Below are 15,459 nucleotides of genomic sequence, written 5' to 3'. Positions count from 1 at the left end.
CGGGCCGGGGACCGCCCCACCATTTCGACTGGGCTTACTGCTTGCCGGTCAGGCGGCGCAGCTCCTCCAGAACCGCCGTCTGCCCCGTCACCAGGGTCTCCAGCATCCGAGCGTGCTGCGCCTGTCCGGCGACGAGGGCGCCGACGGCCTCCGCGAGGCCGGTCACCGCCTGGCGCTGCTCGATCTGGTCCTCCCGGATCGCGTTCAGCACCTGGGTGTGCGCGCGCAGGGAAGTGCGGACCTCGGCGCTGTCCCGGTCGGCCATCGCCGCCATCGTGCGTGTGGCCGCGGACTCCTCCCGAAGCCGGTCGACCTCCGCCTCCAGCGCCGCCAGCCGCGCCCGCAGATCGTCCATCTCGCTCATATCCGCCATCGTCCCAGGTCCCTCCCAGCTCGGTCGTCCGCCATTCAGCGTAGCCTGCCCCGCACCGCCTGCTGAGCTGGGCAAATACGGTCGGCGGCGTTGTCGACCGACTCTGGTCAGTCCAGCTTCCACCCGTTGCGGAAGTTCTCGACCTCCTCGGTGTTCCTGGGCAGCTCCGCAGCGATCACCGACGACAACGCGGCGTGCTTGCCCGGGTCTGGCCCGCCGGCGCGTGGATGCCCGGGGCGTGAGGGGCCCCACGATGCAAGTGTCGGCCCAACGTCCGGCCAACGTCATGGTGGCGGGCTGCCGCTGGCACAAGGATGGTGTCGAGCCGGCCCGTCAGCCGGTTGCCACAACGGTCCGACACGAGGAGAAAAGCAGATGGCTCGTCGCAAGATCACACGAATCGGTGCCGTGGCGCTGGCGGCCGCGACCCTCATCGGCGGCAGCGTCCTGGCGGCCTCGCCGGCCAGCGCAATCGGGAGCGTGCAGTGCCCGGGCGGTGGCGCGGAGGCGTACGGCATCGAGCTCTGGATACACGACAGCAGCGGCTACTGGCAGCTCTGCTACGCGGGGAGCGTCGGCACGACGTACCCCGGGGTTGCCGGTGTGTACTCGGTGACCTCGCAGTGGAACAACGGCATCATCACGGCGAACGGCATCGACTACAACCTCTACGCGGGCGGCAGCCTGAGCCTCAACAACGCCTACGTCTCCCGGGTCTCGATCGTCTGACGTCCAGCCGGGTGGCGGGCGCCCTAGCGGTGCCGCTGGAGAGTCAAACGGCGAGTGCGTGGGCCCTGTGGTCGGCGAGCGGGGGCGGGGCCGGTTGGGGATCGGGCAGTACGGGCGGGCGGAGAGGGCGGTCGTCCTGGTTGCCGGCCGGTGTTCGGCCGGGTTCCTCGCCGCCGTGGTGCCCGGCCGCCGCCCTGCTGGCGCGGATTGCCAGGTCCCACGCGGCGACTGTCCGGCGCTCCTGACGTCGCAGCAGGCACCTGGCCGACCGGCTCGGCACGGACCGGATCGGCCCCGGAACGACGGATGTCGGACCCGCATGCGATCGTGCGGAGGGGCTGACGCCCGCGCTGGTGCGGAGAGGACGGAGAGGCACGATGACGGGCTGGGCCGGTGTGACCTGGGAAAGCTGGCGAGACCACGGCGACATCCGCGCGCGGCTCGACGCGGGCGCTGACCCGGATGCGTGGGGCGGGGGGCATCCTCTGCACCGGGCGGCAGGGTTTGGCTCTCCCGAGGTGGTGGCCGAACTGGCGGGCCGTGTCTCGGACGTGGATGCGCTGGAGTACGGGACGACGGCGCTGTGGGAGGCTGTCACGGGGGACCAACCGGACAATGCCCGCGCCCTCGTGGCTGCCGGTGCCGATCCCTGGCGACCCCAGCTTGGCGGCTGGTCGCCGGGCCGACTCGCTCTGGCCGGGCCGATCCCCGATCTGTTCCCCGTCCCCGACGAGGAACCCGGCCTGACGGCAACCGAGCAGGCCACCGTCCAGCGCGGTCGGCAACTCGTCGAGGCACTGGGACGTTTCCATTACGAGGGCACTGGCCTCGCCTGTATCGCCGGCATCGACGCCGCCGAGGCGATCCGCCGCCTGGACGCGACGCCTGTGGACGAGGAGTTCGTCGCGGACTTCCTTGACGACCCGTACGAGTACGACATGGACGAGAGCCTGCTCATCGCCGGCGTCACGACCGTTCCCGGCGGATGCATCGTCACCCAACCCTGGGGCTATACCCCGTCCACCCCGGGCGCGATGACCCGTCTGACCACCGGTACCGTCGGCTACGGCCTCTACGCCAACCCCAAGAGCGGCAACCAGGGCAGCATCGTCCGCGACGGCACCGTCGAAGGCTCGGACCTCCACCCCGGCGGTGGCCCGCTCCCTGACGACACCCCTGAGGAGGTCCTGGCCAGCTATCTCTACCGCCATCACGCCGTCGCCTACGCCTGCGCCTTCGTGGGTCTCCGACCCACCAACGCCCGCGCTGTCACCGGCCCCGCCGACACCTGGATCCGGCTGCCCGACCTCGACTACTGGGAGCACTGACCTGCCCGCAGGCCCCGCCCCGGCCCGGGTGGCTCGGGCGACGGCAAGGGCGGCGCGGTGGCGCTCGCGTTGCTGGCGGGCGTGTTCGCCGGTGTCGGTGACCGGGGTGTCCTCGATCGCGGGCCGGTGGGCGTCCTCGGGCTCGCGCAGCCAGTTGTAGTTCCGGCGCAGGATGGCCTCCCGCTCGGCGGCGGCTTCGTCGAGCGCGGCCTGGCGGGCTGCAGCGTTCTCGCGCATCCGGCGGCGCAGCTCCTGGTAGGGGTGGTGGTCGGCGAGTGGGGGCCGGGCTGGCTGTGCGGCAGGTCGGTCGTCGCGCCGGGTGGGCCGATCGTCGGGGTCCTGGTCGTGCTGCACGACGGGGGCGGGACCGACGCGGACGTCGATGGCCGTCACGGTGCCGGGACGCAGTTGCTCGAGGTCGGTGAGGATACGGCGCAGGTGGAGACGCAGTTGGGCGGCCCAGGCCGGGGAGCCAGCGTTGATGCGTAGGCGGCGGGTGGTGGGGTCGTATCCGGCGAGGTGCCAGTGGGCGGCGGCGTCGGGGCCGACGATCGTGGGCCAGTGGTCGCGCAGGCCTCCGCCGGCGGTGCCCAGGGTCCAGCCGTGCGCGGCGACCAGGGCGAGGAACACGTCGCCGAGCGGCTCGGGTTCGCGCGGGCCGCGCCGCGACGCGGCCGTGGTCTGCCGGGTGGTGCGCTGGGCGGGGGCGTTGCCGCCCGTTCCCGGCCTGGTCGGGAGGGCAGGCGGCGGGCGTTGCGGGGGGTGGGGAAGAGCGAAGGGGCGGGGATGGACTCATGGTCCATCTTGGGGGACACCACAATCACGGAAATGGCCCATGAGTCCATCCACCACTGGGCAGTGCAACCCGCCTTCACGTACATGTGACGTGACCCTGGTATCACGTCACATGTACGCCCGCTCGCGAGAACCGGGGCAGCACCGCGAGGTCGAGGTCGAGCGGGAACGGGTCGGTGAGCTGGGTCGTCTCGCCGGCCTGCCGGGTGAAGACGTCGCTGGCCAGGTTCCGCTTCTGCCCGCCGGAGGGGGCTCAGTGGACGTCGATGGTGAACTGGCGCTTGGTCTGGTCCGGTCCGCCGGAGAACGTTCCACCCAGTTCGTCGCGGTAGGCGACGTGCAGGGTGATGGTGGTGCTGCCGGGGTTTTGGGCGCGGAAGGTGAAGTAGTAGTGGCCGCCCGTGCCGAGGTTGCCTGTTCCTCCGAGGACGGGCAGGTCCTTGATGCCGAAGTTGTCGACGTATTCGTCGCCGGTGGCCTGCACGATGGCCGGGTCTGGGGTGGGGGTGGCCGTGGTCCAGTTGTCGCCCGCCTCCCGGTAAGCGAACACGTCGATTGAGAACAACTCCCCGGTTTTGACGGTGAGTTGTCCCGAGGCCTGGGTGAACACCGTGCCGTGGTCGAGTTTGCCGGTGGTCATCTTGTGGACGGCCACCACGCCCACGGCGGCCGCGACAGCCAGCACCGCGGCCACCGTCAGCAGGACTCGGCGCCACCGCCGCTTCATGAGTTCGACTCTCGGTGGGTGACCCGCAGTGCCAGCACGGCGGCGACCGCGTCGAGCCAGCGGGCGACCAGCTGGTCGCCTGTCGGGTCCTGCACGACCATGGCGGCCGCCTCCAGCCAGCCGCGCGCCACTGAGGCTGCCGGGCCGGGCAGCGGCTCGGGCAGGTCGGCCGCGAAGCGGGTGCCGCCGGCGCGGACCACCTCGCCGAGGAAGATCAGGGCGCGCGGCAGCACGCCGAGCCGGTCGACGGTGATCGCGGCGGCCACCGCGCCGTCACCGAACAGGGTGGAGCGGTGCGCGCCGGGGGTTGGCAGGCCGAAGCGCAGCAGGATCTCGACATCCAGCTCGGCCAGCTGGCCGTCGCTCTGGGGGTGTGGGGTGCTCAATTCGGGCCTCACTTGGGCATTCGCACGCTTCGGACTTCGGGGTGCCTGTCGTCGGACGCGCCTTGCATGTGGTTGTTGATGAAGTCGCTCTCGCTGACCCAGACGGTGTAGCCCCAGGGGTTGTAGATTTCCAGCTGGTCGCCCCGGTGCCCGATGATCATCATTTGGTGGCCGTGGGGGTTGAGCAAGGTTCCGCCGTGGACGGACAGCGGGACGGGTTTACCCTCATCGATCTTCTGCTCGATCTCGGCCAGCGCGTTCTGGCGCTTGTCGCGGCTGTCGAGGTCCACGTTGTGGTAGTCCGCGCCGGTGTGCTTGGCGATCTCGTCGTCGGCGATGTTCTGGGACTCCCAGTCCCACATCCCGCCCTTCCACAGGTGCATGACGGAGCGGGTGTCGTAGACCCGGTTGGTCTCCTTCTCCCATCGCTCCTTCGAAGCCGGGCCGTTGTCGTACGCCGGGTCGTCCGGGTGGCCCCCGGTGGTGAGCTGGAAGGCGAACAGCGGGTCGACCATCGCCCGGGCGGTCACCGTCGACGCCGCCACGCAGGTATCGTGCTGGCCCTGATCCCAGTTGACACCCTTGTAGCCGGTCCCCGCCGTCTGGGCTGAGACCGCTTCGAGCTGCACCGGGGCTATACGGTCGGTGAGCCAGCGGGGGTCGTCGCCGTGGGCGTGGATCTGGTCATCGAAGGCTTTGATCTCGTCGTAGCTGTGCCCGGCGGCAAGCGCCTTCATCAGGTAGGCGCGCTCCTCGGCCGACTTGGTACCGGCCAGCAGCTGGTCGAAACGGGCCCGGTCGGCGTCGCTCATCTTGTCCATGAACTGGCCCGCCCGCGTCACGTCGTTGGCCGTGAGGATGCCACCGTTGCCCTGGCTGCCGTCGAGGGCGGCATCGGCGATGACCAGCTTGTCCTCCGCGCCGAGCCCCTTGTTCTTGAACTTGCCCGCCAGAGCCTTGCCCGCCAGCGCGTTCAGCTCGCGCGAAGCGGCGCGGCCCGCGTTCTCGGCCTTCACCGCGGCGTCGTAGATCGACTTGATGCCCTCCTTCGCCTTCGCGTGGGCGCGGTGCATCTTGTCGTCATCCCAGTGGAACGGGTCCGGCGCGCCGGAGACGGTGATGTCGTGCAGCAGCTCCAGCGCCTCGCTCAGCGGCGCGGCGCCCTGCCCGTGCAGGGTCTGCGCCTCGCTCAACGCGGTGGCCAGCGCCTTGAGCTGATCCCGGCCCTTGCCCAGCATGTCCCGGCAGCGCCCCAGGTCGTCGGCGGAGGCCTTGACCACCTCGGCCGCCTTCTCGCCGACCTGCCCGGTCCAGGCGTCCGGCAGGTGCTGCGAGCTGACCTGCGCCACCTTCATCTGGATCTGATCCAGCTGGTTGCTCGCCGTGTTGTAGGCGGCGGCGAGGTCGCCGAGCTTGCCAGAGTCGCCCTTGGGAGCGGGCAGCTGTAGGGCGTCGTGGACGGCGTACTTCAAGTCTCCGGCGCCCCACATGCCATGGGACTCGTCGATGGTCTTCTTCAGCCTCTCGGCCTGCTGCCGCTGGCTGCCGCCCTTGTCGTCACCGAGCGGGTGCGCATCATGGTCCGGCACGCTCAGGCCCCCTGCTGGTACTGCTGCTGGACGCCGTGGTCCGCCTTGGCATAGTTGGCCACGGTGGTGTGCACCTTGCCGCCCAGGTCCGACAGCGCGTCGATGTTCACCTGCAGTTCGTCCTGCCACGCCGACCAGAAGGACTTCCCCGCGTCACCCGCGTACTCGCCGAAAACGGCAGGGTCGGACATGTTCAACTTGCCCAGGATGTCCTTGACACCACTCACGTCTCCACTGGCCGTGACCAGCTTGTCGCCTGCGTCCCCGAGCTTCTCCGGGTGGGCACTGAACCCCGTCCCGGCACCATCACTCCCCATGATCCTCCCCCAATCCCCTGAAACAGTCCGTAGACCATCTGGCAGCATAACGTCGATTCCACCGTCAACTACTCAGTGATGCCGGCGAGCAGCACGCCGGTAATCCGATCGCGCCAGTGGTCGGGTTGCTAGGCCCCGGGCTTGATGCTGGGGACCGTCAACAGGACCACCGCCAGCGCCGCCGCCGGAGCGAACGAGATCGCCACCCGGGCCCTGGGCAGCAGGTACGCGGCAGGCCACTGGAGGACGATCAGAACCACGACCGCGAGCAGCGAGTAGTCCGCGAAGTGCAGCTGCGCGTAGGTGGCGGGGCAGGAGTCCGGCCCGCTGCACGGGTCGGTCGCCATCTCGGCGAAGCCTCGCAGGCCGGTGACCGGCAGCAGAAGAGCCCCGCCCGCCAGGCTGGAGATCAGCGGGGCTTTCCACCAGTTCCCGCAGGCCGGCTCGGTCGGACGGCTCACGGTACGAATCGCTTCGCTCATGCAACCCATAGTTCCGGCCCGCTCCAGGGGCCGGTAGCGGACGGCTACTCAGATCCGTCGGCGAAATTACTCAGGTACGTGCTGCGCCCGCTCGCATCACCGGTGTGCGCTCCCGCATCATCACTGTTGGCGACCCGGTCCGGCAGCTGCCTGAGCTCGCCCATCGCCTCGACCAAGCCGTGGAGGCCGGCCGCACCGCCGCTCGAGGCGAGTACGGAGGGCGGGCGGCAACGCAACGCTGGGATCAGCGTCGCACCGGCTCCGGCTTGCGGGTAGTGGGTTCCGGCGGGGCGACGCCCCGACCGCCGTCCGCGCGGCCGTCGAGAGGGCTGGTCCCGCATCTACAGCGATTGGCCGGGCTGGATCCAGGTCAGGTCCAGGGCGACGTCCCGAAGGATTTCGGGTGCGGCGACCGCGATCGTCTGGTCGCCGATCTCGAGCTTGGCGGCGAAGAAGCCGTTCCGGGCCGCGGTGCGGGCGGTGTGCTCCTGGCCGTCGAGGCGCAGCAGTGTCTCTCCGGGGGTGGTCGGTGCTGGGTTCAGGAGTGCCTCGACCGATGCCATGGGGTCGAGGTCGTCCTCGTCCGTGAAGTTGGCGATGGTGTTGCCGAGGATGTCGTCCAGGCTCATGGACGACTTGATCCTGGAGTTCGCGGGTGCGGGGCGGGTGGTGCGCACGCGGACCCGGTAGGAGCGCTGGTGGGCGTACTGGACGTCGACGTCGGTCAGGTAGCCGTCCGTCCCGTCTCGGCCGAGCAGGATCGTCCACCCAGGCGCGGGGTGGGCCAGCACGGCAACGGGTCGGGCGAACTCGCGCAGCGTCTCCTCGTGGGTAGGGATGGCGGGCCCGGGCTGGCCGGCTCCTGGCGGGATGCGGAACACGGTGCTGTCCTTCCTCGCGTGGGGGCTTGTCCCGGCAGCCTGCCAGGACAAGCCCCCACGCCGACGGTGTTTTGTCGGATCAGTAGATGCCGTAGTGGACGATCACCGCGCCCGGGGCCGGGTAGCAGCTCGATCCGTCGTCGAGCGTGGCGTAGCTGGTGCTCTCGACCCAGGCTTGGCCGTTGCTGGGGGACAGGCCCCCGACGTGTCGGCTGCCGTTCCACTTCTGGCGCTCCAGGAGGCCGGAGGGTCCCCAGGTCTGGTGGCTGACGCCGCCGGAGTCGGACAGGCCGACCTCCCAGTAGTAGAAGATCGCCCGCTGGTTGGGATTGAGGGTGAACCCGGTGTTGATGTCGACGCTGAGGTTGCCCACCGCGGTGCCAGACAGCCAGGCGGTGCCGCACTGCGGGTTGTAGTAGTCGCTGTAGTCGTCCGCGACGTCATGGCCGGGCTTGGCGGCTGGCTTGATGCCCCACCGCGCGGCGGCGAGCTGCTGGGCGGCGGCGTCCTCGGTCTCGGTGGCCCGGCCTGCGACCGTGCTGGCCGGGGTCGGCATAGCGGGATCGCCCCGGTCCGGGTGGCGCGGGCAACGGCGAGGGCGGCGCGGTGGCGCTCGCGCTGCTGGCGGGCGTGCTCGCCGGTGTTGGTGACCGGGGTGTCCTCGATTCGATCGAGGGTCGGTGGGCGTCCTCGGGCTCGCGCAGCCAGTTGTAGTTCCGGCGCAGGATGGCCTCCCGCTCGGCGGCGGCTTCGTCGAGCGCGGCCTGGCGGGCTGCAGCGTTCTCGCGCATCCGGCGGCGCAGCTCCTGGTAGGGGTGGTGGTCGGCGAGTGGGGGCCGGGCTGGCTGTGCGGCAGGTCGGTCGTCGCGCCGGGTGGGCCGATCGTCGGGGTCCTGGTCGTGCTGCACGACGGGGGCGGGACCGACGCGGACGTCGATGGCCGTCACGGTGCCGGGACGCAGTTGCTCGAGGTCGGTGAGGATACGGCGCAGGTGGAGACGCAGTTGGGCGGCCCAGGCCGGGGAGCCAGCGTTGATGCGTAGGCGGCGGGTGGTGGGGTCGTAGCCGGCGAGGTGCCAGTGGGCGGCGGCGTCGGGGCCGACGATCGTGGGCCAGTGGTCGCGCAGGCCTCCGCCGGCGGTGCCCAGGGTCCAGCCGTGCGCGGCGACCAGGGCGAGGAACACGTCCGCGATCGGCTCGGGTTCGCGCGGGCCTCGCCGCACGACCACGGCCTGCCGGGGGGTGCGCTGGACAGGAGCGTTGCCACTGGTGCGGGCGGCCTGGCGGGCGGCGCGCAGGGCAGTACGGGCCAGGTCGGCACCGCTGGTCTGGGGCTGCGTCATCAGGCGTTCACCGCCTCACGGGCCTGCTCGGCGGCGGCCGCGCGGATCCGGTCAGCGCGGGTGCGCAGGGCCTCAACGGCCTCCAGGCGGCGGACGAGCAGGTGCCGGGCGGTGTTGGTGCGGGCCTGCTCGGCAGCCCGGTCGGCAGCGGCCAGGGCCGAGCCGCGAGTGGGGTGACGGTGGACGCTGCGCATCGCGGCCGCGTGGGCCAGCTCGGCCTCGGCGTCGGCCTCCGGTGAGTGGGCCAGCAGCACGAGGGCGCTGGCCCGGTACTCGGCGGCGGCGCTCTGGACGGTGAGCAGGTCGGAGGCCCGGATGCCGGACAGGTCGGCGCCGGCGGGCCGGTTGCGGAGCATCTCGGCGCGCAGCTCGTCGCGTACGTGGGTCGCAACGGCGTTGACGTCGCGGTGGTCGCCGAGGTCGGCGGCACCGGCGAGCGCCAAGTCCACGCACTCGCGGATCGCAGTACGGGTGGCCCGCACGCTCCAGCACGACGCACACAAGCCGGCCGCGTCCGGCCAGCCGCAGTCCTCGCACGGCAGCGCCTGGCGGGCGGCCTCGGCGGCCGCAGCCTGCGCCTCGCGCACCGCACCCCGGGCCGCGGCCTCCACCCGCCGCTGCTCGACCCGCTGACGGTCCGCCACCTGCTGCTCTGCGCGCAGCATCGCGTGCCGGTGCAGCCGCTCGTCGATCGCCGTTCGGCGCTGCTCGGCGGTGGCGCTGCCCGGGAGCACGGCCACCGCTTCGCGGACCAAGGCCTGGCGGGTGGAGCGGCGGTCGGCCAGGCGCTGCTCGCACGTCGTGCAGTCGGTGCCGGTGTCCAGGCGGATGCCGTCGTCGCAGGCCAGGTGGGCGCACTCGCGGCGCTGCGGCAGGCCCTTGGCGAGCAGCCAGCCGACCGGGTCGGTGACCAGCGCGCTGCCGCCCTGCTCGCGCAGCCGGAACTTCAGCCGGTCGGCCAGCGCGGCGCCGGCGCTCTCGTTTCCGGTCCAGGCACCGATGCGGCCCAGCTCGGCCTGGACGGCAGCCGTGATCCGGCGCCGCGACCAGGCCCGGTCCAGGCGCTGCCACAGACACTCAACCGGGGCCAGCACCGGGGCAAGGTCCTGCGGCAGCGGGGGAACCACCCGCCGACGAAGGCCTCGCCCGGACAGCTCCGGCTGCTCCTGGTCGTGGTGATCGAGGGCGCTGGGGTTGGGCTTGTCCCCGCGCAGCGGGCCACCCTCGCCCTGGTGAACGGCCTGCTGGCCATCGACCGCACTGCCCACGGCGGTGCCCGCGTGCTCCTCGCGCACGCCCACGCGCTCCGGCCGACGGTGCTCAACCACGACGGCGGCTTCGCCGGAAAAGCCACCATCCACAGTCAGATAACCCACTACATCAGCCACAGGAGAGTGAGAGGCGTGAAGGGGGGTCGTATCGTCCAGGTCTGAAATCTGGACCTCGGGCGCCTCCTCCACCTCGCTGACCTGCGCAGTCTCATCAGTCGCCGAGGCATCACCCGGGGGGGTCGCAGCGTCCAGGTCGCTGGCGGAACCCGCAGCGGCATCCTGGGCGACCTCCCGGCGCACGGAACCGGCCGACTCCGCCGGCTTCACCAGCCCGGCCCGGTGCGCGGCCGCCACCGCTGGCAGCACCAGCCGCGACCGGGACAACAGACCACCGACACCACGCCGCGGACGCTCCACCAGCCCGGCCTCCGCCAGCCGCCCCAGCACCGGCACCGCCCCGGCCGGTGCGCAGCCCAGCATCCGCGCCAGCGTCACCGCCGGCCTCCCCGCCTCGGTGTCCACCACGCCGCCGCACAGCCGCACCCGGCCCTTGTCATTGGCCTCCAGCACCAGCAGCAGCGCCGCCAACCGGTCCGTCGCCGCCCCGCGGCCCGTCCGGTCGGCCAGCGGACCGGCATCGGTTACCGTGCCGTCCCGGTGCGCCCAGCCCGGCGCGAACAGGGCCTCCACCAAGCCGTGCAGCACCGCGAACTCCTTCTTCGTCAGGTTCAGCGGATGCCCCGCCTGCCCCCGGGCCGTCCGCAACGCGCGCACCTGGCACTTCAGCGCCTGGTCGTCGTTGTAGTCACCCTTGAAGGTCTCCAACGAGACGCAGCCGCTGGCACGCACCTGACGCACCACGGCCTTCATCCGGTCCGCGGACAGCCCCAGCCACCGGCCCAGCTCCGGCTTGCGGATCACCACCACACCGGTCTCATCCGGCGTGCGCGACATCAGCACCACCGCCGCCAGACGCACCGCATCCGACGCCCCGGCCAGACCCGGCTCCGCCAACAGCGCCCGCACCGCACCCCGCAGCCGCGAACGCATCACCGCCGTCAACGCCAACGGCGCCAACACCGCCTGCCGCTCACGGCCAGCCGACGAGCGCTCCCGCGAGGCACCCGCCTGAGCCGGAACCGCACCAGTAGCGCCAGCACGCGCCTGGCGCTGGCCGGGAACGACCGGACCGGCCGGAACCACAAGGTTCGGACCCGATCGTGTGACGCTCAAAGCCTCACCCGGACGAGTGATGTGCGTCACATTGTCGACAGCGTGCGCGGCGGATGCGACAACCGGTCCGCCAACCGGTCCGCCAACGAATGCCAAGGCAGGAGCGGGGGAGGAGATCTCTCCCCCCTCCCGGATCTCATCACCCGAGCTCAAACCGGGGACACCATGATCGACAACCGCAGGTCGGTGAGACTGGAAAGGGCTTGTGAGCTGCTGCAAAATGGCAGACGCCTCCTACTGGACCTGCACGTGCAGGAAAGTGGACCGCCCCGCATCAGCGGGTCGGATGGTGCGGTCCCCTCGGGGACCGCGAAGGCCGGCCCCTCACGGGACCGGGCAAGACGCCCCTCACGGGGGCGGGACTGGATCGGCGACCTCCTTGTAGGTAGGTGGTGGATCTGGTTGCAGCCGAGGCCCCTGGAAAGGCCCCGACTGCGAATTGGCTCCTTGCAAGAGAGCCGGTGAAGCAGGACTTCTCGGTCGAGAAGCCCGGTGGAGCTGGTCCTGGCTAGGGACCGGGTGTTGTTGGCCTCCTGGCGGAGGCCTGTAGTACCGCTGGTGGTCGGTTGGCGCCGACCCCCCCAGCAACCCACTCGACGGTGTGGAAACCCGAGAGCGGGGTGGAGCAGGAAGGCCGCGAATCCGGGTGGAAAGTCCGGGAAGCGGCCCGGCGGAGTCAGACCTGGAAAGTGGGTCCGGCCCCGCAGACGAGGGCTAGGTCACGGAACACCCCCACCTTCGGGGGCCGCCGTGGCCGGCCACACATACAGAGTCGGCACCCCGCCGGAGCGAGACCCGAGAACCCTCGGTCGACTCCACGGCGGGGTGCCGCGCGTTCAGGAGGCCCCGGCTACGGGTACCCTGCATGACGTCACCACCTCCTACGTGGCTGACCGGGACGGGCCCCTGACCGGGCGTCGCTCCACTCGAACGCCGTCCGGACCTTAGGGTCCGGGCGGCGAAGTTGTTTTTGATCACTTTCGGAGAAAGCCTACCCCCGTGGCTAACGCGGAGAGTAAGTGCGAGATCTCTGTGGCGGTTCGTCATGCCGATGACACGTCGACGGTTCGCGAGGCCGAAAGGGCGCCCAAGATTGCCTGAGTGGTCCAGTACCCGGATGCGCCGGGGCGGGTGGAGAGGTACTCCGCGGAGCGCTCGAGGAGCCAGCCATGAGCCTCGACCAGGCCAGATGCGAAATTGGCCAAATACCCGGCGGAGGGTGGGTTCAGCTCAGCCTCGCGGAGGCTCCAGGGTGCCGTGAAGGTGCAGACAGGGATGCCATCGATCATGCCCGGGCAGACCAGGGTCTCGTAGCGCCCAGGGCCAAGCTGGTCGCGGCCTACGGCAAGCGCCCGGGTGAGGTCGAGATCAACCCCGGGATCCTGATACATCTCCTGGGCAGCGATGTCGGCGAACTGCTCGGCAGTCACCAGGTATGCCCGGGCGGGCATCTCCCCCTCCTGGGAGGGATCGTAGAAGCCCATGCCGCCAGTCCACACCGCGGACTCCAGGGCGAAGTACAGCAGCCCGGGCAGCAGTACCGGCATCGTGTGCCTAGGCAATTGCCGATCGCGGCAGCCCGGATAGGTACGGGCCCCGCCTGGGGGCCGGCCTCCAGCGATGTAGCACTTCAGCCGGTCCGCGTGCATGTTCGATCCGTATGCCGCATACCAGACCAACCCGGCCGGGTCGGGATCACCGGTCAACGGCTCCGCTCGACGCGCATGTGGGGTTGATGTCGCAGAGAGGCGCTGCGCGACGCTGTTGAGGAGGGCGCGTTCAGCGGAGGTGGTCATCAGACCTCCATCTCGTAGACGAGCAGATTGCGGTCGCCCGGAGCGATGGTGACCATCACTCGGACAGGTCCTTCAGTCCCGTATCCGATGCGGACGTGCTGAAGCACGGGGGTGCCCACCGGAAGTTGGAGAAGCTCAGTTTCCTCAGGGGTGGGCATGCGAGTGCTGATCTCGTCGCGGACTCTGGTCTGAGGGTGGCCGATATGGCGCAACACGCCGCCAGGGACAGACACCTCCCGGTCCTCGTCCAGCAAGGTGCCTCTGGCGATCGTGCCGGGAAAATAGGAAGTCGAAATCTGGAAGGGCTCGTCGTCAACCCAGCGGATGCGCGCACGCTTGACGACCTCGTCGTCTTGCATGATGCGTAGCCACTCGGCGATCTGAGACCCGGCCGGTTCCACCGTCTTGACTATCGTCTCGCGGGGCTGGCGGCCAGCATCCTTGATAGCTGTTGCCCAGTCATCAAGCGCGTGTGAGTCACGGCGCCGGCCGCGTTCAAACTCGGACAAGTTCCAGGTGATGCGGCGAACAGACCGGACCCGGCGACGACCGCCCTGCTCTCCGACGACCAGACCCTCGGCCTTGAGAATGTCCACGCCAGCGGCAGCGGTTTTGGGCGCGACCTGGAACGCCTCCGCGAGCTCCCGACCGGTGGGGAGGACCGCGCCGGGACCTAGCAGGCCGGACCTGATCTGCTCGCGAAGAGCGTCAGCCACAGCCCGTGAGCTGCCCCGTCTCGTCTGATCTGTCGGAGTCATGGATGTCAAGGTACTCCACAGCGCGCGACTTTGGTACCTAACTTGCGGGGCTTGGCCGTGACTCGCCATGTCTAGCGGCGACTTAACTGCCCTTCGCATCACCCTTTAGCGCTGAGGCAGAAAAGTTATGCACCAAAGTTCTTGACGATGAGTCACTTGCTGCGTACGGTCATGGATGTCGCCACAGACTTAGGCACCAAAGTCCGAGTCTTTGGTGGCGAGTGTGCGCTAGCGCCGGGATGGTAGCTCCACCAAATCGTCCTGGCAGTGCCCACTCCGTACGTCGCAGCGCTGGTGCGTTGTCCACCCGCCAGGGCGCCGGGGTCTCCCGCGCAGCCTGGAAGGCGGAGAGAGCACCGCGACGCGGCCCTCATCCCTCCGCATCTCCGAGGAGCACTGATGACCACCTCGACCGCGATCTCCACAGCTCAGCCCCGCAAGCGCCGGACCCGTACGAAGAACATCTCCTACCTGCCGGCGATCGTCGCCTCAACCCTGCCGGTCAATCTGATCGAGCTCACCCCCGGCAAGGAGCACCTGGCTTGCCCAGGCTGCGACACCTGGTGCCCCATCACCAGTGACAAGGGCAGCAAGCAGTGGAAGCTGGTCCCGCACCACACCCTCCCGGCGGGTACCCCCGGTGCGCGCCGATGCTCCAACTCCAACCGGTTGGTCGACATCGACATCTCGCTGGTCTGTTGGCAGGAGCAGCGGGTGGAGGCCAGCGCCGATGTCGCCGCCCGCCGGCCGACCAAGGTGCTGAAGAAGGTGAAGACACCGATCCTGCCGGCGATCACCCAGCTCGACCCGGCGCCGGCCACCGCCGACTCCGCCCGTCGCACGTACGAGACGCACCGCGTCCGCTGCGCGACCTGCACTACCAACAAGAACGAGAAGGACAGCACGCTCCGCGTCAAGCACTGCCCCGACGGCGAGCGCCTGGCCATCACCTACCTGCGGCTCCTGCGGCAGGAACCGCGCCGCATCGAGGCCGAGGCCCGCCTCGAGGAGCAGCGCCGGGCCGACGAGCGGGCGCAGGCCGCGGCGCTGCCCAAGCGGCGCGCCGCCGAGTGGCAGGACGTGCAGGTGGACGTCCTGCTCGCGAAGCGCCGCCGTGCCAAGCACATTGTCGGCGACCTCGTCGAACCCATCCGCGGCACTGGCGTTCCGACCGAGCAGCGCAACACCCAGGAGCAGTCCCAGGCGCTCGCCAAGACGCGCACCGCCCAGGCGATCCGTGAGGCGAGCCCGCTGCGCAAGACCCGCAAGAAGTACGACGACACCACCAGCCAGGCGCTCCCCGCCTGACCGACACCAGCCGGGCCCGGCCCGGCCAATCAACTGAATCGACGCCATTACTGACCTCGGCGCTTCAAGGTGATTGGCCTGTTTGTGTAGCTGACTGACGGTCATCTGCGCGCTATGCCGTTGGTATGCGTTATGCGGATGGG

At 70.3% G+C, this 15,459-nt stretch carries 17 protein-coding genes and 1 pseudogene; 5 read left to right on the top strand and 13 right to left on the bottom strand.

All coding sequences use genetic code 11. The annotated features are described in order from the left end of the window. Positions 1 to 34: 34 nt before the first annotated feature. Positions 35 to 364 carry a hypothetical protein gene (locus tag ACIG5E_RS36450; RefSeq protein WP_396541085.1) on the bottom strand — a complete coding sequence of 110 codons (330 nt, stop codon included), beginning with the start codon at positions 362 to 364 and terminating at the stop codon, positions 35 to 37. Between the two features lie 384 nt (positions 365 to 748). Between ACIG5E_RS36450 and ACIG5E_RS36445 the strand changes: the two genes are divergently transcribed. The 3 genes from ACIG5E_RS36445 (at position 749) to ACIG5E_RS36435 (ending at position 2,919) form a co-directional block, all read left to right on the top strand. Then, the gene (locus ACIG5E_RS36445; protein WP_396541083.1) at positions 749 to 1,102 is read left to right on the top strand and encodes a hypothetical protein; all 354 of its coding nucleotides are present in this window, start codon (positions 749 to 751) and stop codon (positions 1,100 to 1,102) included. Between the two features lie 377 nt (positions 1,103 to 1,479). Further along, on the top strand, positions 1,480 to 2,430 hold the full coding sequence (locus tag ACIG5E_RS36440) for an ankyrin repeat domain-containing protein (RefSeq protein ID WP_396541081.1): 951 nt from the start codon (positions 1,480 to 1,482) through the stop codon (positions 2,428 to 2,430). 57 nt (positions 2,431 to 2,487) lie between these two features. Then, positions 2,488 to 2,919, top strand: a complete 432-nt coding sequence (locus ACIG5E_RS36435; RefSeq protein ID WP_396541080.1) for a hypothetical protein — start codon at positions 2,488 to 2,490, stop codon at positions 2,917 to 2,919. Here the strand turns inward: ACIG5E_RS36435 and ACIG5E_RS36430 are convergent. From ACIG5E_RS36430 to ACIG5E_RS36385, 10 genes and pseudogenes are all read right to left on the bottom strand, one after another. Further along, positions 2,869 to 3,060: pseudogene (locus tag ACIG5E_RS36430) on the bottom strand (DciA family protein); the annotation flags it as partial. The gene ACIG5E_RS36435 and the pseudogene ACIG5E_RS36430 sit on opposite strands and share 51 nt — an antisense overlap. A 418-nt stretch (positions 3,061 to 3,478) precedes the next feature. Further along, on the bottom strand, positions 3,479 to 3,952 hold the full coding sequence (locus ACIG5E_RS36425; RefSeq protein ID WP_396541079.1) for a protease inhibitor I42 family protein: 474 nt from the start codon (positions 3,950 to 3,952) through the stop codon (positions 3,479 to 3,481). Next, positions 3,949 to 4,338, bottom strand: coding sequence for a hypothetical protein (locus ACIG5E_RS36420; RefSeq protein ID WP_396541078.1), 390 nt, complete (start codon positions 4,336 to 4,338; stop codon positions 3,949 to 3,951). Before ACIG5E_RS36420 ends, ACIG5E_RS36425 begins: the two co-directional genes overlap by 4 nt. A gap of 8 nt (positions 4,339 to 4,346) precedes the next feature. Beyond that, the gene (locus ACIG5E_RS36415; protein WP_396541076.1) at positions 4,347 to 5,927 is read right to left on the bottom strand and encodes a peptidoglycan-binding protein; all 1,581 of its coding nucleotides are present in this window, start codon (positions 5,925 to 5,927) and stop codon (positions 4,347 to 4,349) included. 2 nt (positions 5,928 to 5,929) lie between these two features. Further along, positions 5,930 to 6,244 carry a hypothetical protein gene (locus tag ACIG5E_RS36410; RefSeq protein WP_396541074.1) on the bottom strand — a complete coding sequence of 105 codons (315 nt, stop codon included), beginning with the start codon at positions 6,242 to 6,244 and terminating at the stop codon, positions 5,930 to 5,932. Positions 6,245 to 6,372: 128 nt separating this feature from the next. Beyond that, positions 6,373 to 6,726: a hypothetical protein gene (locus ACIG5E_RS36405; protein WP_396541072.1), complete on the bottom strand. Its 354-nt coding sequence runs from the start codon at positions 6,724 to 6,726 to the stop codon at positions 6,373 to 6,375. Between the two features lie 341 nt (positions 6,727 to 7,067). Next, complete coding sequence (locus ACIG5E_RS36400) at positions 7,068 to 7,607, bottom strand: hypothetical protein (RefSeq protein ID WP_396541070.1); 540 nt, start codon at positions 7,605 to 7,607, stop codon at positions 7,068 to 7,070. Between the two features lie 79 nt (positions 7,608 to 7,686). Beyond that, the gene (locus ACIG5E_RS36395; RefSeq protein ID WP_396541068.1) at positions 7,687 to 8,163 is read right to left on the bottom strand and encodes a hypothetical protein; all 477 of its coding nucleotides are present in this window, start codon (positions 8,161 to 8,163) and stop codon (positions 7,687 to 7,689) included. Further along, positions 8,048 to 8,950: a DciA family protein gene (locus ACIG5E_RS36390; protein WP_396541066.1), complete on the bottom strand. Its 903-nt coding sequence runs from the start codon at positions 8,948 to 8,950 to the stop codon at positions 8,048 to 8,050. Before ACIG5E_RS36390 ends, ACIG5E_RS36395 begins: the two co-directional genes overlap by 116 nt. After that, positions 8,950 to 11,175: a hypothetical protein gene (locus ACIG5E_RS36385; RefSeq protein ID WP_396541064.1), complete on the bottom strand. Its 2,226-nt coding sequence runs from the start codon at positions 11,173 to 11,175 to the stop codon at positions 8,950 to 8,952. Before ACIG5E_RS36385 ends, ACIG5E_RS36390 begins: the two co-directional genes overlap by 1 nt. Here ACIG5E_RS36385 and ACIG5E_RS36380 point away from each other — a divergent pair. Next, on the top strand, positions 11,165 to 11,353 hold the full coding sequence (locus ACIG5E_RS36380) for a hypothetical protein (RefSeq protein ID WP_396541062.1): 189 nt from the start codon (positions 11,165 to 11,167) through the stop codon (positions 11,351 to 11,353). The genes ACIG5E_RS36385 and ACIG5E_RS36380 overlap by 11 nt on opposite strands. Positions 11,354 to 12,497: 1,144 nt before the next feature. Here ACIG5E_RS36380 and ACIG5E_RS36375 read toward each other — a convergent pair. Both ACIG5E_RS36375 and ACIG5E_RS36370 read right to left on the bottom strand, forming a co-directional pair. Continuing rightward, entirely contained in the window at positions 12,498 to 13,250 is a 753-nt protein-coding gene (locus ACIG5E_RS36375) for a histone deacetylase (protein ID WP_396541060.1), read from the bottom strand. Continuing rightward, a complete protein-coding gene (locus tag ACIG5E_RS36370) occupies positions 13,250 to 14,008 on the bottom strand; it encodes a GntR family transcriptional regulator (protein ID WP_396541058.1) in 759 nt (252 codons plus the stop codon). The genes ACIG5E_RS36375 and ACIG5E_RS36370 overlap by 1 nt, the downstream gene beginning before the upstream one ends. A 399-nt stretch (positions 14,009 to 14,407) precedes the next feature. On the opposite strand from ACIG5E_RS36370, the gene ACIG5E_RS36365 reads away from it, so the two are divergent. Further along, positions 14,408 to 15,316 carry a hypothetical protein gene (locus ACIG5E_RS36365; protein WP_396541056.1) on the top strand — a complete coding sequence of 303 codons (909 nt, stop codon included), beginning with the start codon at positions 14,408 to 14,410 and terminating at the stop codon, positions 15,314 to 15,316. Positions 15,317 to 15,459 lie beyond the last annotated feature (143 nt).

Origin of the sequence: Kitasatospora sp. NPDC053057, from assembly GCF_044546945.1 — a bacterium.
GTDB lineage: Bacteria > Actinomycetota > Actinomycetes > Streptomycetales > Streptomycetaceae > Kitasatospora.
The sequence above is the reverse complement of the archived record's forward strand: the minus strand, read 5'-3'. Positions and strand labels throughout refer to the sequence as shown.

What these genes read in the sequence shown, in the direction of transcription:
- ACIG5E_RS36395 (WP_396541068.1), bottom strand. Translation starts at nt 8,163, where the DNA reads ATGCCGACCCCGGCCAGCACGGTCGCAGGCCGGGCCACCGAGACCGAG.
- ACIG5E_RS36445 (WP_396541083.1), top strand. Translation starts at nt 749, where the DNA reads ATGGCTCGTCGCAAGATCACACGAATCGGTGCCGTGGCGCTGGCGGCC.
- ACIG5E_RS36385 (WP_396541064.1), bottom strand. Translation starts at nt 11,175, where the DNA reads ATGTCGCGCACGCCGGATGAGACCGGTGTGGTGGTGATCCGCAAGCCG.
- ACIG5E_RS36375 (WP_396541060.1), bottom strand. Translation starts at nt 13,250, where the DNA reads ATGACCACCTCCGCTGAACGCGCCCTCCTCAACAGCGTCGCGCAGCGC.
- ACIG5E_RS36425 (WP_396541079.1), bottom strand. Translation starts at nt 3,952, where the DNA reads ATGAAGCGGCGGTGGCGCCGAGTCCTGCTGACGGTGGCCGCGGTGCTG.
- ACIG5E_RS36405 (WP_396541072.1), bottom strand. Translation starts at nt 6,726, where the DNA reads ATGAGCGAAGCGATTCGTACCGTGAGCCGTCCGACCGAGCCGGCCTGC.
- ACIG5E_RS36365 (WP_396541056.1), top strand. Translation starts at nt 14,408, where the DNA reads ATGACCACCTCGACCGCGATCTCCACAGCTCAGCCCCGCAAGCGCCGG.
- ACIG5E_RS36370 (WP_396541058.1), bottom strand. Translation starts at nt 14,008, where the DNA reads ATGACTCCGACAGATCAGACGAGACGGGGCAGCTCACGGGCTGTGGCT.
- ACIG5E_RS36450 (WP_396541085.1), bottom strand. Translation starts at nt 364, where the DNA reads ATGAGCGAGATGGACGATCTGCGGGCGCGGCTGGCGGCGCTGGAGGCG.
- ACIG5E_RS36410 (WP_396541074.1), bottom strand. Translation starts at nt 6,244, where the DNA reads ATGGGGAGTGATGGTGCCGGGACGGGGTTCAGTGCCCACCCGGAGAAG.
- ACIG5E_RS36440 (WP_396541081.1), top strand. Translation starts at nt 1,480, where the DNA reads ATGACGGGCTGGGCCGGTGTGACCTGGGAAAGCTGGCGAGACCACGGC.
- ACIG5E_RS36390 (WP_396541066.1), bottom strand. Translation starts at nt 8,950, where the DNA reads ATGACGCAGCCCCAGACCAGCGGTGCCGACCTGGCCCGTACTGCCCTG.